Below are 17,078 nucleotides of genomic sequence, written 5' to 3'. Positions count from 1 at the left end.
AGGTATCACCTCCTTGGCTTACGTTGCCTGAAAACGGAGGATCTTATACGACTTCAACTACCCTCAAGCGTGTTACTCTCCCTTTTTCTCCATAGCCGCCTTCAGCAGATCTCCAAGGTTAGACCCAATGGACTCCTGCTTCGCATATTGTTTCACCAGCTTTTGCTGATCGCGTTTGTTCACATGCTGTTTGTCCTTATCCAACGTTTCTGTAATACCACAAGGTAGACATTGTACGTATAACCCCGCCTTACCTTCTTTGATTTCCATCTTTTTGTGGCACTGCGCACAACGACGATTGGAGAGTCTCTTTTCTGCCGAACGACGATACCCGCAGTCCTCGGTAGGACATACAAGAAACTTGCCGCGCTTGCCCTTCTTCTCCAGCAAACGTGCATTACAGTCCGGACAATGGCTATTGGACACATTATGCGGCTTGTACTCTGCTTTGCTGCCTTTTACCGTAGACACCAGCTCTTTTGCCATGGATCGGATACTATCCAGAAACGGCCCCGGTTTCCCTTGCCCACGAGCGATGCGTTCCAGTTCAGCTTCCCAGCGGGCAGTCAGATCCGGCGAACGAAGCTGCGGGGCAGCCAGTTCAATCAACTGTTTCCCTTTACCGGTTGGATGCATGCTGTTGCCTTGACGATCTATTGTATCGGAACTGACCAGCTTCTCGATAATATCCGCACGTGTAGCTGGAGTGCCGAGTCCATGCTTTTCCATCTGGGAAAGCAAAGCAGCTTCGGTATACCGTTTGGGCGGCATCGTCCGTCCACTTTTAATATGGCAACGCTGAACCGTCACGGACTGCCCTTGCTGCACATCTGGCAAAAGCGCACGCTCATGGTCTGCTACATCATCAGTACGGTCATCGTCATCATCGCTGTAATCGCCGCCGTATACTTCACGCCATCCACTTTCTTTCACCGTTGTACCTTTAACATGGAAGGAGTCATTCCCCACCTGAACCGTGATCGCAACCGAATCGTACTTCGCTGCCGGATAGAATAGGCTGATAAAACGACGTACGATCAGATCGTACAGTTTGCGTTCCTCTGGATTCAATTGATTCAAAAGTACCGTCTGCTCCGTTGGGATAATCGCATGGTGATCCGTAACTTTGCTGTCATCCACAATACGTTTGGTGATATTCAGATTTTTGCGCAGCAAAGGACGTGCCAAAGACGCATAAGGTCCAATGGCTACACTGTCCAAACGTTCTTTCAATGTAGCTGTCATATCGGAAGTCAGGTACCGGCTGTCCGTACGTGGGTACGTTACGAGCTTGTGCTGTTCGTACAGACGTTGCAGGACATTTGATGTTTGCTTTGCAGAGAAACCATATTTCCGGTTGGCATCCCGTTGCAGTTCCGTCAGATCATATGCCAGTGGATGCGGCTCAACCTTCTCGCTTTTCTTCACTTGGGCAATCGTGCCCTTGCGCCCATCTACCCGTTTCTTCAATTCTTGTGTTTCTTGAGGGTCGAAAATTCGTGAATCTCCTCCAGCTGCCCGCCACACAGCCTGAAAACCTCCCATGTCTGCCGTTAACGTCTCATACTCCTGCGAGCGGAAACCGTTAATTTCATTTTCCCTGTCCATAATCATGCCCAAGGTCGGAGTTTGTACACGTCCAGCAGACAACTGGGCATTGAAACGAACGGTTAATGCACGGGTCACGTTAAGTCCGATCATCCAGTCAGCCTCCGCCCGGCAACGTGCAGATTCATAGAGGCGGTCGAACTGACTGCCTGGCTTCAGCGAAGCAAATCCGTCTTTGATCGCCTTATCTGTCTGGGATGAAATCCACAGGCGTTTAAAAGGTTTTTTCCACCCTGCCATCTGCATGATCCAACGTGCCAGCAATTCTCCCTCACGTGCTGCATCCGTGGCAATGACAAGCTCACCCACATCCTGACGCTTCATCAGCTGCTGCACGGCTTTATATTGATGGTTGGTCTCTTTAAGTACCTTCAGTTTCGTACGCTCTGGCAGAATGGGCAGGTCCTCCAGATTCCATGTGGCATACTTTTTGTCGTAATCCTCTGGTTCAGCTAATCCCACCAGATGTCCAAGCGCCCAGGTAACGATATATTTCGGGCCTTCCATATAACTTTTATGTTTATCACGCGCACCCATAACTCTGGCTATTTCGCGTGCTACAGATGGTTTTTCTGCGAGTACCAATGTCTTCACTTCATATCTCTTCCTCTCTGGTAGAACGTTATGTCTCTTTTATCCCTATCTTTTCATTATATCATTTCACACTAAAGGTATGCTCTGTCATCTCTACTTCCTAACCTACTCGCATCCTGTAACCTCATGTTTAATCAATATATCTAGTTCATGTCACATTTATTAACATCGAAGTGTGTAATAGTTTTTCTGAGTACATGTAAACAGCAGTATGAATAAGTATTAACACTGAAAAGTATTGATGTATACGTTTTTTTGGATAAATATAAACCTTGTAAGATTACCTGACATAACTATACAATGTGTCAAAAGCATAGAAACAGAATCGCTACACACATCAATGAGACACAGGAAGGGAGCGTGGATGCATGACTTATCATGGATCTGTATTGAAAAAAAGTGGGGCTTTGTTACTGGCAGGTGCTGTTGTTGCCACAACATGGGGAGGAACGGTACCTTCGGCATCAGCCGCAACGGCAACGCCTACGAGTAAAACAACAGTAGCAACTGTATCCAAAGGAAAAGCGCCAGCAACTCCGGTAGCATTTGTTCAGGCTATGGAAGAAGCGGCTACACTTGCAGGTGTTCCTTTTACCATGGACAAGCTCTCCGGCACAACCGTACAACGTAAAGATGCTGCGGTCGCCTTGCAACAATGGCTCAAGCTGGATTCGACTATCGTATCATTCAAAGATGTCCCGAATGAAGCCACTTTCGCAGGTGCTGTTGGTGCATTGAATACGGCAGGGCTAATGAAAGGTTATACCGATTCCCTCTTCCTTCCAAACGCTGTACTTACCGAGAATGACCTCTCCATACTGAAAGACCGCATTTATAACTACATAAAACCGTTTGTCCTGGAGGAAGCAACCATCATGGATCTCCAGACTGCAATGACGCAAGGAAAACTGACATCAAAAGAGCTGGTTCAGAAATATCTGGACCGCATTGAAAAATACGATGATCAAGGTGTAAGCATCAACGCCGTATTAACCCTGAACCCGGATGCACTCCAAATTGCGGAGCAATTGGATGAAGAACGTGCAGCCCAAGGTACCCGCGGGCCTCTGCATGGCGTTCCGGTTTTGGTGAAAGACAATTTCGATACCAATGACATGCCGACAACCGCAGGCTGTATCTGTCTGAAAGATTCCATTCCTGCTCACGATGCTGAACAAGTGAAGAAACTCAAAGCAGCTGGCGCCATTATTTTGGGCAAAACAAACCTGCATGAATTCGCATTTGGCATCACGACATCTAGCTCATTGGGTGGACAAACGCTGAACCCATACGCCCTGGACCATTATCCAGGTGGCTCAAGCGGTGGAACAGGTGCAGCCATTGCATCAAACTTTGCTGCAGCCGGCATGGGTACAGACACTGGCGGTTCGATCCGAATCCCATCCAGCTTCAACAGCCTTGTGGGTATCCGCCCAACCATCGGACTGTCCAGCCGTGAAGGCATTATCCCACTGGCTTTGACACAGGATGTAGGTGGACCTATGGCTCGTACGGTAAGTGACGCTGCAATTATGCTGGATGCTACAGCCGGCTATGATAAAAAGGATGTCGCTACAGCCTACGCGGTTGGCAAAATTCCATCCAGCTATACAGACTTCTTGGATGTAAACGGACTGAAAGGTGCACGCATCGGTGTGGCCACAGAACTCATCCCAAGTACCAAAGCTGAAGAAAAAGCCGTTGCTGACGTGATCAACACCGCTGTGGAAGAACTGAAGACACTGGGCGCTACCGCAGTTCCCATTTCCATCCCGAACTTGACTGAGATCAACAAATACCCAAGTCTCAGCGGATATGAATTCAAGTTCCAACTGAATGACTATCTGGACTCATTGGGTGCAGACGCTCCATATCACAGTCTGTCCGAGATCATCGCTTCCGGAGAGTTCGACAAATCTCAGGAGCAATCCATGAAGACTCGGGATGCACGCCAAACGTTGGAGACTACCGAATACAAGGACATCGTCCTGAAACGCACCCAAGTTACACGTGAGTCCCTGCTGAAAGTTATGGCAGACAACAACCTGGATGCCATCATCTATCCTACGTCCACACAAGCCGCTGGTGTTATTGGCGAAGGACAAAACTCCGGTGGTAACAACCGATTGAGTCCTTTCTCCGGCTTCCCGGCGATTACGGTCCCTGCTGGTTTCACAACTGATGGTTTGCCAGTAGGCATGGAATTCCTTGGTCGTGCCTTTGATGAAGGAACCTTGATCAAGCTGGCTTACAGCTACGAACAAGGTACACATCACCGCCAAGCGCCTAAGCTTACGCCGTAAAATATTTATGGGATTAAGCAATTCCGGTTAACACAAAAAATAGATGCAATCATATCACTTTTTTGAAACGAGTTAACCCACTAAAGAGACCACCTTCTTCATGACAGCATGAAGTTTGGGTGGTCTCTTTTATGTTCTCTATTTATTTTTATGTTGCATACCGTCCGATGTTACTCATTCCTGAACCTTGTCCGGCACGCCCCATTTCAGCACCAGACCTGCGTACGTCAGACCACCGCCAAAGCCAAAGAGAGCTACGTTCTGTCCTTCTTTCAATTTCCCTTCATCCACTGCAAGCTGTAAAGCAAGCGGAATGGAAGCAGCAGATGTGTTCCCCCGATACTCGACACTGGTTAAAGTACGTTCCAAAGGAACCGGACCACGTTCGCAAACAGCTTCAATCATTCTCATGTTGGCACTATGCGGGACAAACCAGTCAATCTGGTCAGGGCTTAATTCAGCTTTCGTTATAAGTTTACCCAATTGCTCTGGAATCGTCCGTACAGCCCACTTATAAATCTCTCGGCCATTCTGAACTAAACAACCTCCGCCCTGTAAAGGCACACCATTCATCTCCGAAGACAAGCCACTCTTATAGAGATGTACACCGCCTTCTCCATGTGTACCTGATATAGCTGCCATAAAGTCACCTTCAGCACCCGATGATCTCTCCACCAAGAAGGCCCCCGCTCCATCACCAAACAGTACACAAGTCGTGCGGTCTGTGTAATCCGTAATTTTGGATAATGTCTCTGCTCCTATAACCAGTACTTTACGGTACATTCCACTGGTCACCAGACTGTCGGCTAGCTGTAATCCGTAGGTAAAACCTGCGCATGCAGCATTTAAATCCAGTACACCCGTGTGTGGGATCTTAAGATTAGCCTGTACTCTGGATGCCGTACTTGGGAAAGCATATTCAGGTGTACTTGTAGCCACAAGGATCATATCCACCTCTTCTACACTTACATCATAACGACGTATCATATCTTCTACAGCCTTCGTAGCCAGGTCAGATACAAATTCATCTTCAGCTGCAATTCGCCGTTCTCTCATACCAGTACGCTGTACAATCCATTCGTCACTTGTCTCGACCAATTTCTCCAGATCAGCATTCGTTAATATTCGATCCGGTACATACGTCCCCATTGCCGTGATGGTTGCCTTTGATTGATGATTCATACCGGTAGTCACCTCACTTGTTTTTTACCATTATAGCACTAAGTCTTAGTACTTGGTACTAATTTTATAAAATATTTATTATGATTCTTTCGTTAGTTGTTTATTTTAAAGTGATCTCTTCATTCTATTACCCAGAGCAATACAAACGATGGCATGCATTTTTTGATGAAGAATTGTGGATATTCCCTGACTAACATGAAGAATGCCTTAATTATATGCGTTTTTTATAGACAGCTCATTCAAACAGGAGGAAAATAAACAAATTGCCCTACATTACTAAAGAATAGAGTTGATCTATATCCGTGAAAAAAGAATTAAATATCCTTGCCATTTCCGGAAGTCTGCGCAATCAGTCCTCCAATACGTTACTAATGCACGCCATGATTAAACTGGCTCACACTAACCTTAAGTTTGAAGTATATGATGGATTAAATGATCTGCCGCATTTTAACCCTGACCTCGATGTCGAGGAGGGTCCAGTGTCCGTACAGAACTTGAGAGCCCAACTTAAGCATTCGGACGGTGTCCTTATCTGCACGCCAGAGTATGGAAACGGCGTTCCTGGGGTCTTAAAAAACGCACTAGATTGGGTTGTATCTTCTGGAGAATGGCTCAATAAACCCACCATTGTCATTGCTGCTTCCCCAAGCCCCATGGGAGGTGACAAAGCCCATGCTTCCTTATTGCTCACACTAAACATGATCAATGCACAAGTTCTACAGGAGGGCTGTTTATCCATTCCTCATATTACATTGAAAATGAACAAACAAGGCGTCATCATTGATTCGGAAACCCAGCATGCATTGCAGAACTCCCTTACAATCCTTAGGGAGGCTTGCAACCAAATGAAAGTATAGACAGATGTTGTACTTAAATCGATGATAGAGAAGAAATGATCCTTTTAAAGTTATTTAACATGCTCATAAATATTGAAATAGTAAACAGCCCTGGTAAATAACCAAGGCTGTTAAGGTTTATACAAGTATTTAAGATTAAAATAAAAAAGACACACTCGATATAATCAAGTGTGTCTTCCTATTGCTTGGCGGCGTCCTACTCTCCCAGGACCCTGCGGTCCAAGTACCATCGGCGCTAGAGGGCTTAACGGTCGTGTTCGGGATGGGTACGTGTGGAACCCCTCCGCCATCGCCACCAAACGCATAGCATAGCTTACATTCAGAGATCGTTCTCTGAAAACTAGATTCGAAACGAAACATGCGAATTACAACTTGCTAATTGGATAAGCCCTCGACCGATTAGTACTGGTCAGCTCCATGCATTGCTGCACTTCCACCCCCAGCCTATCTACCTCGTCGTCTTCAAGGGGTCTTACATACTGGGAAATCTCATCTTGAGGGGGCTTCACGCTTAGATGCTTTCAGCGTTTATCCCGTCCGTACATAGCTACCCAGCGGTGCTCCTGGCGGAACAACTGGTACACCAGCGGTACGTCCATCCCGGTCCTCTCGTACTAAGGACAGCTCCTCTCAAATTTCCTACGCCCACGACAGATAGGGACCGAACTGTCTCACGACGTTCTGAACCCAGCTCGCGTACCGCTTTAATGGGCGAACAGCCCAACCCTTGGGACCTACTTCAGCCCCAGGATGCGATGAGCCGACATCGAGGTGCCAAACCTCCCCGTCGATGTGGACTCTTGGGGGAGATAAGCCTGTTATCCCCAGGGTAGCTTTTATCCGTTGAGCGATGGCCCTTCCATGCGGTACCACCGGATCACTAAGCCCGACTTTCGTCCCTGCTCGACTTGTAGGTCTCGCAGTCAAGCTCCCTTATGCCTTTGCACTCTTCGAATGATTTCCAACCATTCTGAGGGAACCTTTGGGCGCCTCCGTTACTCTTTAGGAGGCGACCGCCCCAGTCAAACTGCCCACCTGACACTGTCCCCGCACCGGATTACGGTACCAGGTTAGAACCTAGATACGATCAGGGTGGTATCCCAACGTTGCCTCCACGCAAGCTGGCGCTCACACTTCAAAGGCTCCCACCTATCCTGTACAGATCGTACCCAAATTCAATATCAAGCTGCAGTAAAGCTCCATGGGGTCTTTCCGTCTTGTCGCGGGTAACCTGCATCTTCACAGGTATTAAAATTTCACCGGATCTCTCGTTGAGACAGCGCCCAAGTCGTTACGCCATTCGTGCGGGTCAGAATTTACCTGACAAGGAATTTCGCTACCTTAGGACCGTTATAGTTACGGCCGCCGTTTACTGGGGCTTCGGTTCACAGCTTCGGATTGCTCCTAACCACTCCCCTTAACCTTCCAGCACCGGGCAGGCGTCAGCCCGTATACTTCGCCTTACGGCTTCGCACAGACCTGTGTTTTTGCTAAACAGTCGCTTGGGCCTTTTCACTGCGGCCCCCTCGTGCTATTCACACTACCGGGGCACCCCTTCTCCCGAAGTTACGGGGTCATTTTGCCGAGTTCCTTAACGAGAGTTCTTCCGCGCGCCTTAGAATACTCTTCTCGCCTACCTGTGTCGGTTTGCGGTACGGGCACCATCACCTGGCTAGAGGCTTTTCTTGGCAGTGTGAGATCATGACCTTCGCTACTATAATTTTCGCTCCCCATCACAGCTCAGCCTTACAATGTGCGGATTTGCCTACACATCAGCCTTACTGCTTAGACGGACATCCATCAGTCCGCGTCACTACCCTACTGCGTCCCCCCATTGCTCATAACGGCTTACGGTGGTACAGGAATTTCGACCTGTTGTCCTTCGACTACGCCTTTCGGCCTCGCCTTAGGTCCCGACTTACCCTGAGCGGACGAGCCTTCCTCAGGAACCCTTAGGCTTTCGGCGGATCAGATTCTCACTGATCTTTTCGTTACTCATCTCTAAGATTCTCACTTGTATAATGTCCAGCGCTCCTTACGGTACACCTTCAACCCTTATACAACGCTCCCCTACCCCTGATGCAAAGCATCAAGCCATAGCTTCGGTGGTGTGTTTAGCCCCGTTACATTTTCGGCGCAGAGTCACTCGACCAGTGAGCTATTACGCACTCTTTCAATGATGGCTGCTTCTAAGCCAACATCCTGGTTGTCTGTGCAACTCCACATCCTTTCCCACTTAACACACACTTGGGGACCTTAGCTGATGGTCTGGGCTGTTTCCCTTTTGACAATGGATCTTAGCACTCACTGTCTGACTCCCGGAAGTAAGTCTATGGCATTCGGAGTTTGACTGAGCTTGGTAACCCTTGCGGGCCCCGCACCCAATCAGTGCTCTACCTCCACGACTCTGTTTTCCGAGGCTAGCCCTAAAGCTATTTCGGGGAGAACCAGCTATCTCCGAGTTCGATTGGAATTTCTCCGCTACCCCCACCTCATCCCCGCATTTTTCAACATGCGTGGGTTCGGGCCTCCAGTGCGTGTTACCGCACCTTCACCCTGGACAGGGGTAGATCACCCGGTTTCGGGTCTACGTCCACGTACTAACTCGCCCTATTCAGACTCGCTTTCGCTGCGGCTCCGGCTCTTCACCTTAACCTTGCACGGGAACGTAACTCATAGGTTCATTCTACAAAAGGCACGCCATCACCCCTAAAACGGGCTCTGACTTTTTGTAAGCACACGGTTTCAGGTTCTATTTCACTCCCCTTCCGGGGTGCTTTTCACCTTTCCCTCACGGTACTGCTTCACTATCGGTCGCTAGGAAGTATTTAGCCTTGGCAGATGGTCCTGCCGGATTCATACGGGGTTTCACGTGCCCCGCACTACTCGGGATCCGTCTCGGAGGGAACAGACTTTCAACTACAGGGCTTTTACCTTCTTTGGCGGGCCTTTCCAGACCTCTTCGCTTAATAGGTTCCTTTGTAACTCCATGTGAGACGTCCCACAACCCCAAAGAGCAAGCTCTCTGGTTTGGGCTTCTCCGCGTTCGCTCGCCGCTACTGACGGAATCACTATTGTTTTCTCTTCCTCAGGGTACTTAGATGTTTCAGTTCCCCTGGTATGCCTCTACACAACCTATGTATTCAGTTGTGAGTAACTGGAAATTACCCCAGCTGGGTTTCCCCATTCGGACACCCCCGGATCAAAGCTTGCTTACAGCTCCCCGAGGCAGTTTCGTTGTTCGCCACGTCCTTCATCGGCTCCTAGCGCCTAGGCATCCTCCGTGTGCTCTTAGTAGCTTAACCATATTGCTCGGATTTTGACTGCTCGCTTCCCTTGGTTTGCTTACGCAAAGCCAAAAGTCGCTCCCATTCAATACCATCGCAAAAGCAATTTAACTACCGTTTTTATTAAAACTTGTTTAACACAAGTTCAGCTAAAAAGGAATGTTCTAATTCGCGTTTGTTTCGTTTCGATATCTAGTTTTCAAAGAACAAGCTCCATGCAAAAGCAAGCTGTTTGAGAGTTTGAGCTCTCAAAACCGAACAACGAGTGAGTGTTTTGCAGCTAAGCTGCAGTTTTGAATGTTTCCGTTGCAGGAAACGATTCTCCATAGAAAGGAGGTGATCCAGCCGCACCTTCCGATACGGCTACCTTGTTACGACTTCACCCCAATCATCTATCCCACCTTCGGCGGCTGGCTCCTTGCGGTTACCCCACCGACTTCGGGTGTTATAAACTCTCGTGGTGTGACGGGCGGTGTGTACAAGACCCGGGAACGTATTCACCGCGGCATGCTGATCCGCGATTACTAGCAATTCCGACTTCATGCAGGCGAGTTGCAGCCTGCAATCCGAACTGAGGCCAAGCTTTGTTGGGATTGGCTCCATCTCGCGATTTCGCAGCCCGTTGTGCCTAGCCATTGTAGTACGTGTGTAGCCCAGGTCATAAGGGGCATGATGATTTGACGTCATCCCCACCTTCCTCCGGTTTGTCACCGGCAGTCTATCTAGAGTGCCCACCCGAAGTGCTGGCAACTAAATATAAGGGTTGCGCTCGTTGCGGGACTTAACCCAACATCTCACGACACGAGCTGACGACAACCATGCACCACCTGTCTTGAATGTTCCGAAGAAAAGGTACATCTCTGCATATCATTCAGATGTCAAGACCTGGTAAGGTTCTTCGCGTTGCTTCGAATTAAACCACATACTCCACTGCTTGTGCGGGTCCCCGTCAATTCCTTTGAGTTTCAGTCTTGCGACCGTACTCCCCAGGCGGAGTGCTTAATGTGTTAACTTCGGCACCAAGGGTATCGAAACCCCTAACACCTAGCACTCATCGTTTACGGCGTGGACTACCAGGGTATCTAATCCTGTTTGCTCCCCACGCTTTCGCGCCTCAGCGTCAGTTACAGCCCAGAGAGTCGCCTTCGCCACTGGTGTTCCTCCACATATCTACGCATTTCACCGCTACACGTGGAATTCCACTCTCCTCTTCTGCACTCAAGTCACCCAGTTTCCAGTGCGATCCGGGGTTGAGCCCCGGGATTAAACACCAGACTTAAATGACCGCCTGCGCGCGCTTTACGCCCAATAATTCCGGACAACGCTTGCCCCCTACGTATTACCGCGGCTGCTGGCACGTAGTTAGCCGGGGCTTTCTTCTCAGGTACCGTCACCTTGAGAGCAGTTACTCTCCCAAGCGTTCTTCCCTGGCAACAGAGCTTTACGATCCGAAAACCTTCATCACTCACGCGGCATTGCTCCGTCAGGCTTTCGCCCATTGCGGAAGATTCCCTACTGCTGCCTCCCGTAGGAGTCTGGGCCGTGTCTCAGTCCCAGTGTGGCCGATCACCCTCTCAGGTCGGCTACGCATCGTCGCCTTGGTGAGCCGTTACCTCACCAACTAGCTAATGCGCCGCAGGCCCATCCCCAAGCGACAGATTGCTCCGTCTTTCCAGTTCTCTTCAGGCGAAGAAAACAATTATTCGGTATTAGCTACCGTTTCCGGTAGTTGTCCCAAACTTGAGGGCAGGTTGCCTACGTGTTACTCACCCGTCCGCCGCTAAGTATCAAGGAAGCAAGCTTCCTATCAACTCCGCTCGACTTGCATGTATTAGGCATGCCGCCAGCGTTCGTCCTGAGCCAGGATCAAACTCTCCAATAAAGTATTGAAAAGAGCGATAAGCTCATTTTGAATCTGACGAGATTAAAAATCTCATTTGTGCTCTAGTCGATCCAAGCCAAGGCTTGTTTCAAACTTTCGCGTTCATTCTGCAAGCAGAATGTTTACTCACTCGTTGTTCAGTTTTCAAAGATCAAACTTGTTTTCGTTACCGAATGTTGTTCTCTTCAGCAACCCTTATATAATATCATGTCCGAACCAACTTTGCAAGCTCTTTTTTTAAGTTTCTTTCGAAGCTTATTTCATTCGCTTGCCGCACCGTGTATCTCGTGTTTTTTTTGGCCGGAAATAGAATATACCATGTACAGTTATGGAACGCAAGTCTTTTTTCGATAAACATTAAATTCTTATACAATGAGTACCCTGTAGACCTTTTAACAAGTATCTCCTTATAACCAGCTAAATGATACATCTGCGCACTAACTTTAATGATCGGAGTAATAAAAAAGGTTTTTCATATAATTCCTAATCCAATTATAGAGAAATTATGTTGTATACAGTACATACTCATCACGTTATAGAACTTATTAACCGCTGATTTCATTGGATAAACAACCAACAGATCTTAGAACATTATACTCATTCCTTCTATATAGAAGGAAAACATTTTTGTAATTCATTTTTGCTCAAGAAAAGAATGCAAAAAAAGCGAAAGCTCCGGGTTTAAATCCCGTGGCTTCCGCTTCTTTCATATATAAGGTATCAAACTTATCTCCGTATTCTTCATTAAACCTAATGCACGCTTACTCCCCGCCAATAAATACGTATCGGCAGACTACGATGAGCGCCAAGATCCACATAAGCCAGTGAATTTTCACTTTACGCTCTGTAACCAAGTTACTGAACACCGCCAGAATTACATAAGATACGATACCTGCGGAGATCCCGTTTGCGATTCCACCTGTGAAAGGCATCAATACAATGGTAAGGAACGCAGGGAAAGCTTGCAGGAAATCATCCCACTCAATGCTGCGCACTTGACTCATCATAAGTACACCCACGATGATCAATGCCGGAGCCGTCGCAGCGGATGGAACAACCAGCGCAAGCGGTGCGATAAACAGGGCCAAAATGAACAATAAACCTGTCGTTACCGAAGTCAGTCCTGTACGTCCACCTGCCTCAACACCTGAAGCACTTTCAACGTATGCCGTAATGGTACTTGTACCTAGTGCAGCACCTGCGCTGACACCAACTGCATCGACGAGCATCGCTTTACCGATCGTTTTCTCGCCTTTTTCTTATCCTTCATAATCCCCATACGCGTTGCAGTACCTACCATCGTACCAAACGTGTCGAACAATTCAACGAAGGTAAAGATGAAGATGATCTCGAACAATCCGAGACTGATGGCACCTTTCAAATCAAGCTGTCCAACCGCCAGATCACTGAAGTTAGGCAACCAGCTTGCGCCTGAAAGACCACTCAGATTCGTAACTCCCATCGGAATACCAATCAGCGTTGTTGCTACGATCCCGATCAGCAGAGCGCCTTTGACGCGCATAACCATCAGAATAGCAATAAGGAGCAAACCAATCAGGGCCAGCAACGCATCGTGATGTGTTACAAAGTTGCCCAATGACAAGTTAAAACTGCTACCCGGAATCGGCTGACTCAGATCTGCGTCTGGTGCAACATTAACTGTTACAGCCACGAGATTAGCAAGTTTGAAACCAATAATGGTAATAAAGAGACCGATACCAACCGTAATGGCCATTTTGATTGACTGCGGAACTGCAACAAGCAGCATTTGACGAATCTTCGTCACAGTCAAAATAATGAACACGATACCGGAAAGGAATACCGCTCCGAGAGCTGCTTGCCAAGTAATCGCTCCATTCGAACTTAGAACGACAGTCATGAAGTACGCATTCAGCCCCATACCTGGTGCAAGTGCGATCGGAATATTCACGAACAATCCCATAATAATAGTCATTAATCCGGCGCCGACGGCTGTCGCAAAGAATACTGCATTATCCGACATCCCCGCACCTACTTGTCCCAAGAACAACGTATTTACAAAAAGAATGTAAGCCATTGTCATAAACGTAGTGAGACCCGCAACAATCTCCGTTCTAACGTTTGTTCCGTTTTCTTTTAATTTAAAGAAACGATCCATAATTACTAACTCCCCCTAGAGATGTTGAAGCCATATTGAAAAACGACAAATGACCCTGATGAATATTCTTCACCCAGGGTTCAGCTGACAAGGAGTGGCATGATGCCTTTACTAAGAACAAAAAAAATTCTAATGTGCGTGATGTCCCCGCAATCATGTAGAATTCATGTGCTTAGCCTTCTCCTCTTCGTAGCCAGATCATTAGGGTGATCTCGTAGAGACTCCCGGGCCAATCCCCAGGATTATACGAATAAGTATGCGCTATTTGTTTGTTTCCCATCACTATTTTAGGAGGGCAGTATGTTTTTGTCAATGAGAAAAACGAATATTAATATCACGCTTTTAGAATATCGTTCGTATTATTTAACAGATTGAACCAGTTCAGCGGTTTACAACCCAATTGAATACGCTTTTTTCGGTGTAATCTCAATGGGATATGTCCATTCTTTCAGACTGAAAGTTCCGCAGGATAACATAAAAAGCTAGCCTGATCAAAGAGCAGAAGCGCTCTAATCAGGCTAGCTTATATTTCTGATGCGTTTTAGCAATCAGGTGAATGATGATCTAGGAATAACGATATCTCGTATTCCGAAGACTTATACTCATTAGGTATATGGAGCAATTTGCGACATGTTCCGGAGCTATTTTTTACCGGATCAGTCCTATGTTAATTAAATCTCTGTCTGCGGAGTATCCTGTATATCTTGTTGTTCCTGATTTGTGTTCGTTGTTGTGTCAGAGGATAACTCCTGGTTTCTGGTCTGATCGGAAGAAGCATCCGCTGCCTCTAAGTTCACAAATGGAAAGTCCCCCGAACCGGAAGCCAGGTCTTGCATACCTGAACCGCATCCTGCCAGCATCACCATCAGAAACGCACTTCCAATGCCCATCTTCCATTTGCTCATATAGTCGGTTTTACGCATACATTCAATTCTCCTTTCAGTAGCCATATAGCTCTTAGTATGTACTTATTGTACAGGCCCGACCTGAAAGGATCATGAAGTCAACTTTAAAATGGGATTAATTTTGAGAGTTTATTACTTGTAATAAGTAGCCCTACAAAAATTTGATCACAATATTCTTCTTAATAAAAAAAACGCCCTTTTATTTGCGAAATACCGCAGATAAAAGAGCATTTTTTAAATCTATCGTTAAGAGTCTATATCCTATTCCCACTCGATTGTTGCAGGTGGTTTGGAAGTTACGTCATAGACGATACGGTTTACGTTATCAACTTCGTTAACGATCCGTACGGAGATTTTCTCCAGCACATCCCAAGGGATACGTGCCCAGTCAGCTGTCATACCGTCGATGGACGTTACAGCACGGATACCTACAGTGTAGGAATACGTACGCGCATCACCCATAACGCCGACACTCTTCATGTTCGGCAGGGCTGTGAAGTACTGCCAGATTTCGCGGTCGAGACCGGCTTTGGCAATCTCTTCACGCAGGATGTAGTCTGAATCACGAACGATGGTAAGTTTCTCTTCGGTAACCTCACCAAGAACACGGATCGCAAGACCCGGACCAGGGAACGGCTGACGGTGTACAATTTCGTCCGGCAAGCCACACTCGGTACCGACTTTACGTACTTCATCCTTGAACAACGTGCTCAGTGGCTCGATCAGTTTGAAGTTCATGTCCTCAGGCAGACCGCCCACGTTGTGGTGGGATTTGATGGTCTGTGCAGTCGCTGTACCACTTTCTACGATGTCCGTATACAGTGTACCTTGCGCCAGGAATGCAAAATCATCGAACTGCTTGGACTCTTCATCAAATACGTAAATAAACTCGTTACCGATGATTTTACGTTTTTGTTCTGGATCATCCACGCCAGCCAGCTTGGACATAAAGCGCTCCTGAGCATCAATTTTGACAACTTTCATGTCGAATTTGCCGACAAACGTCTCCATTACACTTTCTGCTTCGCCTTTACGCAACAGACCGTGGTCGATAAACATACATGTCAGTTGATCACCAATGGCTTTGTGAAGCAATGCAGCTACAACGGAAGAATCTACACCGCCGCTAAGCGCACACAGTACTTTACTGTCGCCAACTTTTTCACGAATGTCTTTGATCGTGTCATCGATGAATGTCTCCATCGTCCAGTTGCCTTCGCAACCACAAACTTCGAACAGGAAGTTACGAATCATGTCGTTACCGCGAACAGAGTGACGTACTTCCGGATGGAACTGAACAGCATACAATTTACGCTCATCGTCACTCATGGCAGCGATTGGCGCACTTTCCGTGCCTGCATCCAGTTTGAAACCTGGAGGAAGTGTAACCACGTGGTCACCGTGACTCATCCATACCGTATGTTCGCCTTCAATGCCTTTTGCCAATGTAGATCCAGCGGCAAACTCAAGGTCTGCTTTACCGTACTCTCGCTTCTCGGAACGTTCTACTTTACCTTCGAGCTGCTGGGCCATAAGCTGCATTCCGTAGCAGATACCAAAGATTGGCAAGCCCAGGTCATAGACACCTGGGTCCACGTGTGGAGCATTCTCAGCGTATACGCTGGACGGACCACCCGAAAATACGATTCCTTTTGGTGCTATTTCTGCGATCTTTTCCGTAAATTGTGTTATACGGCAAAAGCTCGCTGTATACGCCAAGATCCCGGATTCTTCTGGCGATTAACTGATTGTATTGACCCCCGAAGTCAAGGACAACTACAATTTCATTCTGTTTATTCATAACCGTGCCTCCCTCAATTCAATGAAACTAATTATACGCAACGACAAAACATACCGTCAAGGAAAGGCGAAACTCCTTTTTTCGACATATCAAAACAGGATTACCAAATGCCTCTAAATATGAAATTTCGAATAGAAAAGCTTGGTAGCAAGATGCTGGTTCAAGTGTATGATCGTGGAAAGACGCCTCATTCGCAGCGCAGCGCGAAAGGCGTCTTATGTATGGCATGCAACGATGAACCAAACGCTGCATTTAGATAACAATGCGCCAGCAATGGAGATCTTCACCTGCCCACATGTGGCCAAGCTCTATTGGAAAGCGATAGCGACTGTATGGCAGCTGCTTCGAATCTTTGGTGTAACGTTGTAACATCCTTGTGTTACAACGCCTGCAACCGCCGGGCCAAACGAAGTGCCCGGCGCAGGAAGTTCAGACTGTCCGCGCGCAGCGGACGGTCTGGCCCGTACAGCAGCCGTTCCCAGTCGGCTGCAAACCGCGCGATGTCCGCGCCGTCCGCGCCTG

At 47.5% G+C, this 17,078-nt stretch carries 6 protein-coding genes, 3 rRNA genes, 2 pseudogenes and 1 riboswitch; of the genes and pseudogenes, 3 read left to right on the top strand and 8 right to left on the bottom strand.

Going from position 1 to position 17,078, the window contains the following annotated elements; all coding sequences use genetic code 11:
• Nucleotides 1-72: 72 nt before the first annotated feature.
• Entirely contained in the window at nt 73-2,202 is a 2,130-nt protein-coding gene (locus MHH25_RS03825) for a DNA topoisomerase III (protein ID WP_340019205.1), read from the bottom strand.
• A 368-nt stretch (nt 2,203-2,570) separates the two neighbouring features.
• On the opposite strand from MHH25_RS03825, the gene MHH25_RS03820 reads away from it, so the two are divergent.
• Nucleotides 2,571-4,505, top strand: coding sequence for an amidase family protein (locus MHH25_RS03820; protein ID WP_340019204.1), 1,935 nt, complete (start codon nt 2,571-2,573; stop codon nt 4,503-4,505).
• Between the two features lie 174 nt (nt 4,506-4,679).
• Here MHH25_RS03820 and MHH25_RS03815 read toward each other — a convergent pair whose 3' ends face one another.
• The gene (locus MHH25_RS03815; protein ID WP_340019203.1) at nt 4,680-5,687 is read right to left on the bottom strand and encodes a ketoacyl-ACP synthase III; all 1,008 of its coding nucleotides are present in this window, start codon (nt 5,685-5,687) and stop codon (nt 4,680-4,682) included.
• 302 nt (nt 5,688-5,989) lie between these two features.
• Here MHH25_RS03815 and MHH25_RS03810 point away from each other — a divergent pair, with 302 nt between their 5' ends.
• Nucleotides 5,990-6,544: an NAD(P)H-dependent oxidoreductase gene (locus MHH25_RS03810; RefSeq protein ID WP_340019202.1), complete on the top strand. Its 555-nt coding sequence runs from the start codon at nt 5,990-5,992 to the stop codon at nt 6,542-6,544.
• Between the two features lie 183 nt (nt 6,545-6,727).
• On the opposite strand, the gene rrf is transcribed toward MHH25_RS03810, so the two are convergent.
• The 6 genes and pseudogenes from rrf to guaA all read right to left on the bottom strand — a co-directional run bounded on the left by rrf (nt 6,728) and on the right by guaA (nt 16,556).
• Nucleotides 6,728-6,844 (bottom strand): 5S ribosomal RNA (gene rrf / locus MHH25_RS03805).
• A gap of 79 nt (nt 6,845-6,923) precedes the next feature.
• Nucleotides 6,924-9,849: ribosomal RNA gene (locus MHH25_RS03800) — 23S ribosomal RNA — on the bottom strand.
• Between the two features lie 311 nt (nt 9,850-10,160).
• Nucleotides 10,161-11,713 (bottom strand): 16S ribosomal RNA (locus MHH25_RS03795).
• The 16S, 23S and 5S rRNA genes sit together here, the layout of an rRNA operon.
• 761 nt (nt 11,714-12,474) lie before the next feature.
• Nucleotides 12,475-13,850, bottom strand: a pseudogene (locus MHH25_RS03790) (NCS2 family permease).
• A gap of 170 nt (nt 13,851-14,020) precedes the next feature.
• A riboswitch (purine riboswitch) is annotated at nt 14,021-14,120 on the bottom strand.
• A gap of 401 nt (nt 14,121-14,521) precedes the next feature.
• Nucleotides 14,522-14,773: a hypothetical protein gene (locus MHH25_RS03785; protein WP_133387496.1), complete on the bottom strand. Its 252-nt coding sequence runs from the start codon at nt 14,771-14,773 to the stop codon at nt 14,522-14,524.
• A gap of 243 nt (nt 14,774-15,016) precedes the next feature.
• A pseudogene (gene guaA, locus MHH25_RS03780) lies at nt 15,017-16,556 on the bottom strand (glutamine-hydrolyzing GMP synthase).
• Between the two features lie 174 nt (nt 16,557-16,730).
• Here guaA and MHH25_RS03775 point away from each other — a divergent pair.
• Nucleotides 16,731-16,925, top strand: a complete 195-nt coding sequence (locus MHH25_RS03775) for a hypothetical protein (RefSeq protein ID WP_340019201.1) — start codon at nt 16,731-16,733, stop codon at nt 16,923-16,925.
• The last annotated feature ends 153 nt before the right edge of the window (nt 16,926-17,078 follow it).

Source organism: Paenibacillus sp. FSL H3-0457 (genome assembly GCF_037981725.1).
GTDB classification, from domain to species: Bacteria; Bacillota; Bacilli; order Paenibacillales; family Paenibacillaceae; genus Paenibacillus; species Paenibacillus amylolyticus.
The sequence above is the reverse complement of the archived record's forward strand: the minus strand, read 5'-3'. Positions and strand labels throughout refer to the sequence as shown.

Coding starts and splice junctions, on each gene's coding strand:
- MHH25_RS03820 (WP_340019204.1), top strand. CDS start 2,571: ATGACTTATCATGGATCTGTATTGAAAAAAAGTGGGGCTTTGTTACTG.
- MHH25_RS03815 (WP_340019203.1), bottom strand. CDS start 5,687: ATGAATCATCAATCAAAGGCAACCATCACGGCAATGGGGACGTATGTA.
- MHH25_RS03785 (WP_133387496.1), bottom strand. CDS start 14,773: ATGCGTAAAACCGACTATATGAGCAAATGGAAGATGGGCATTGGAAGT.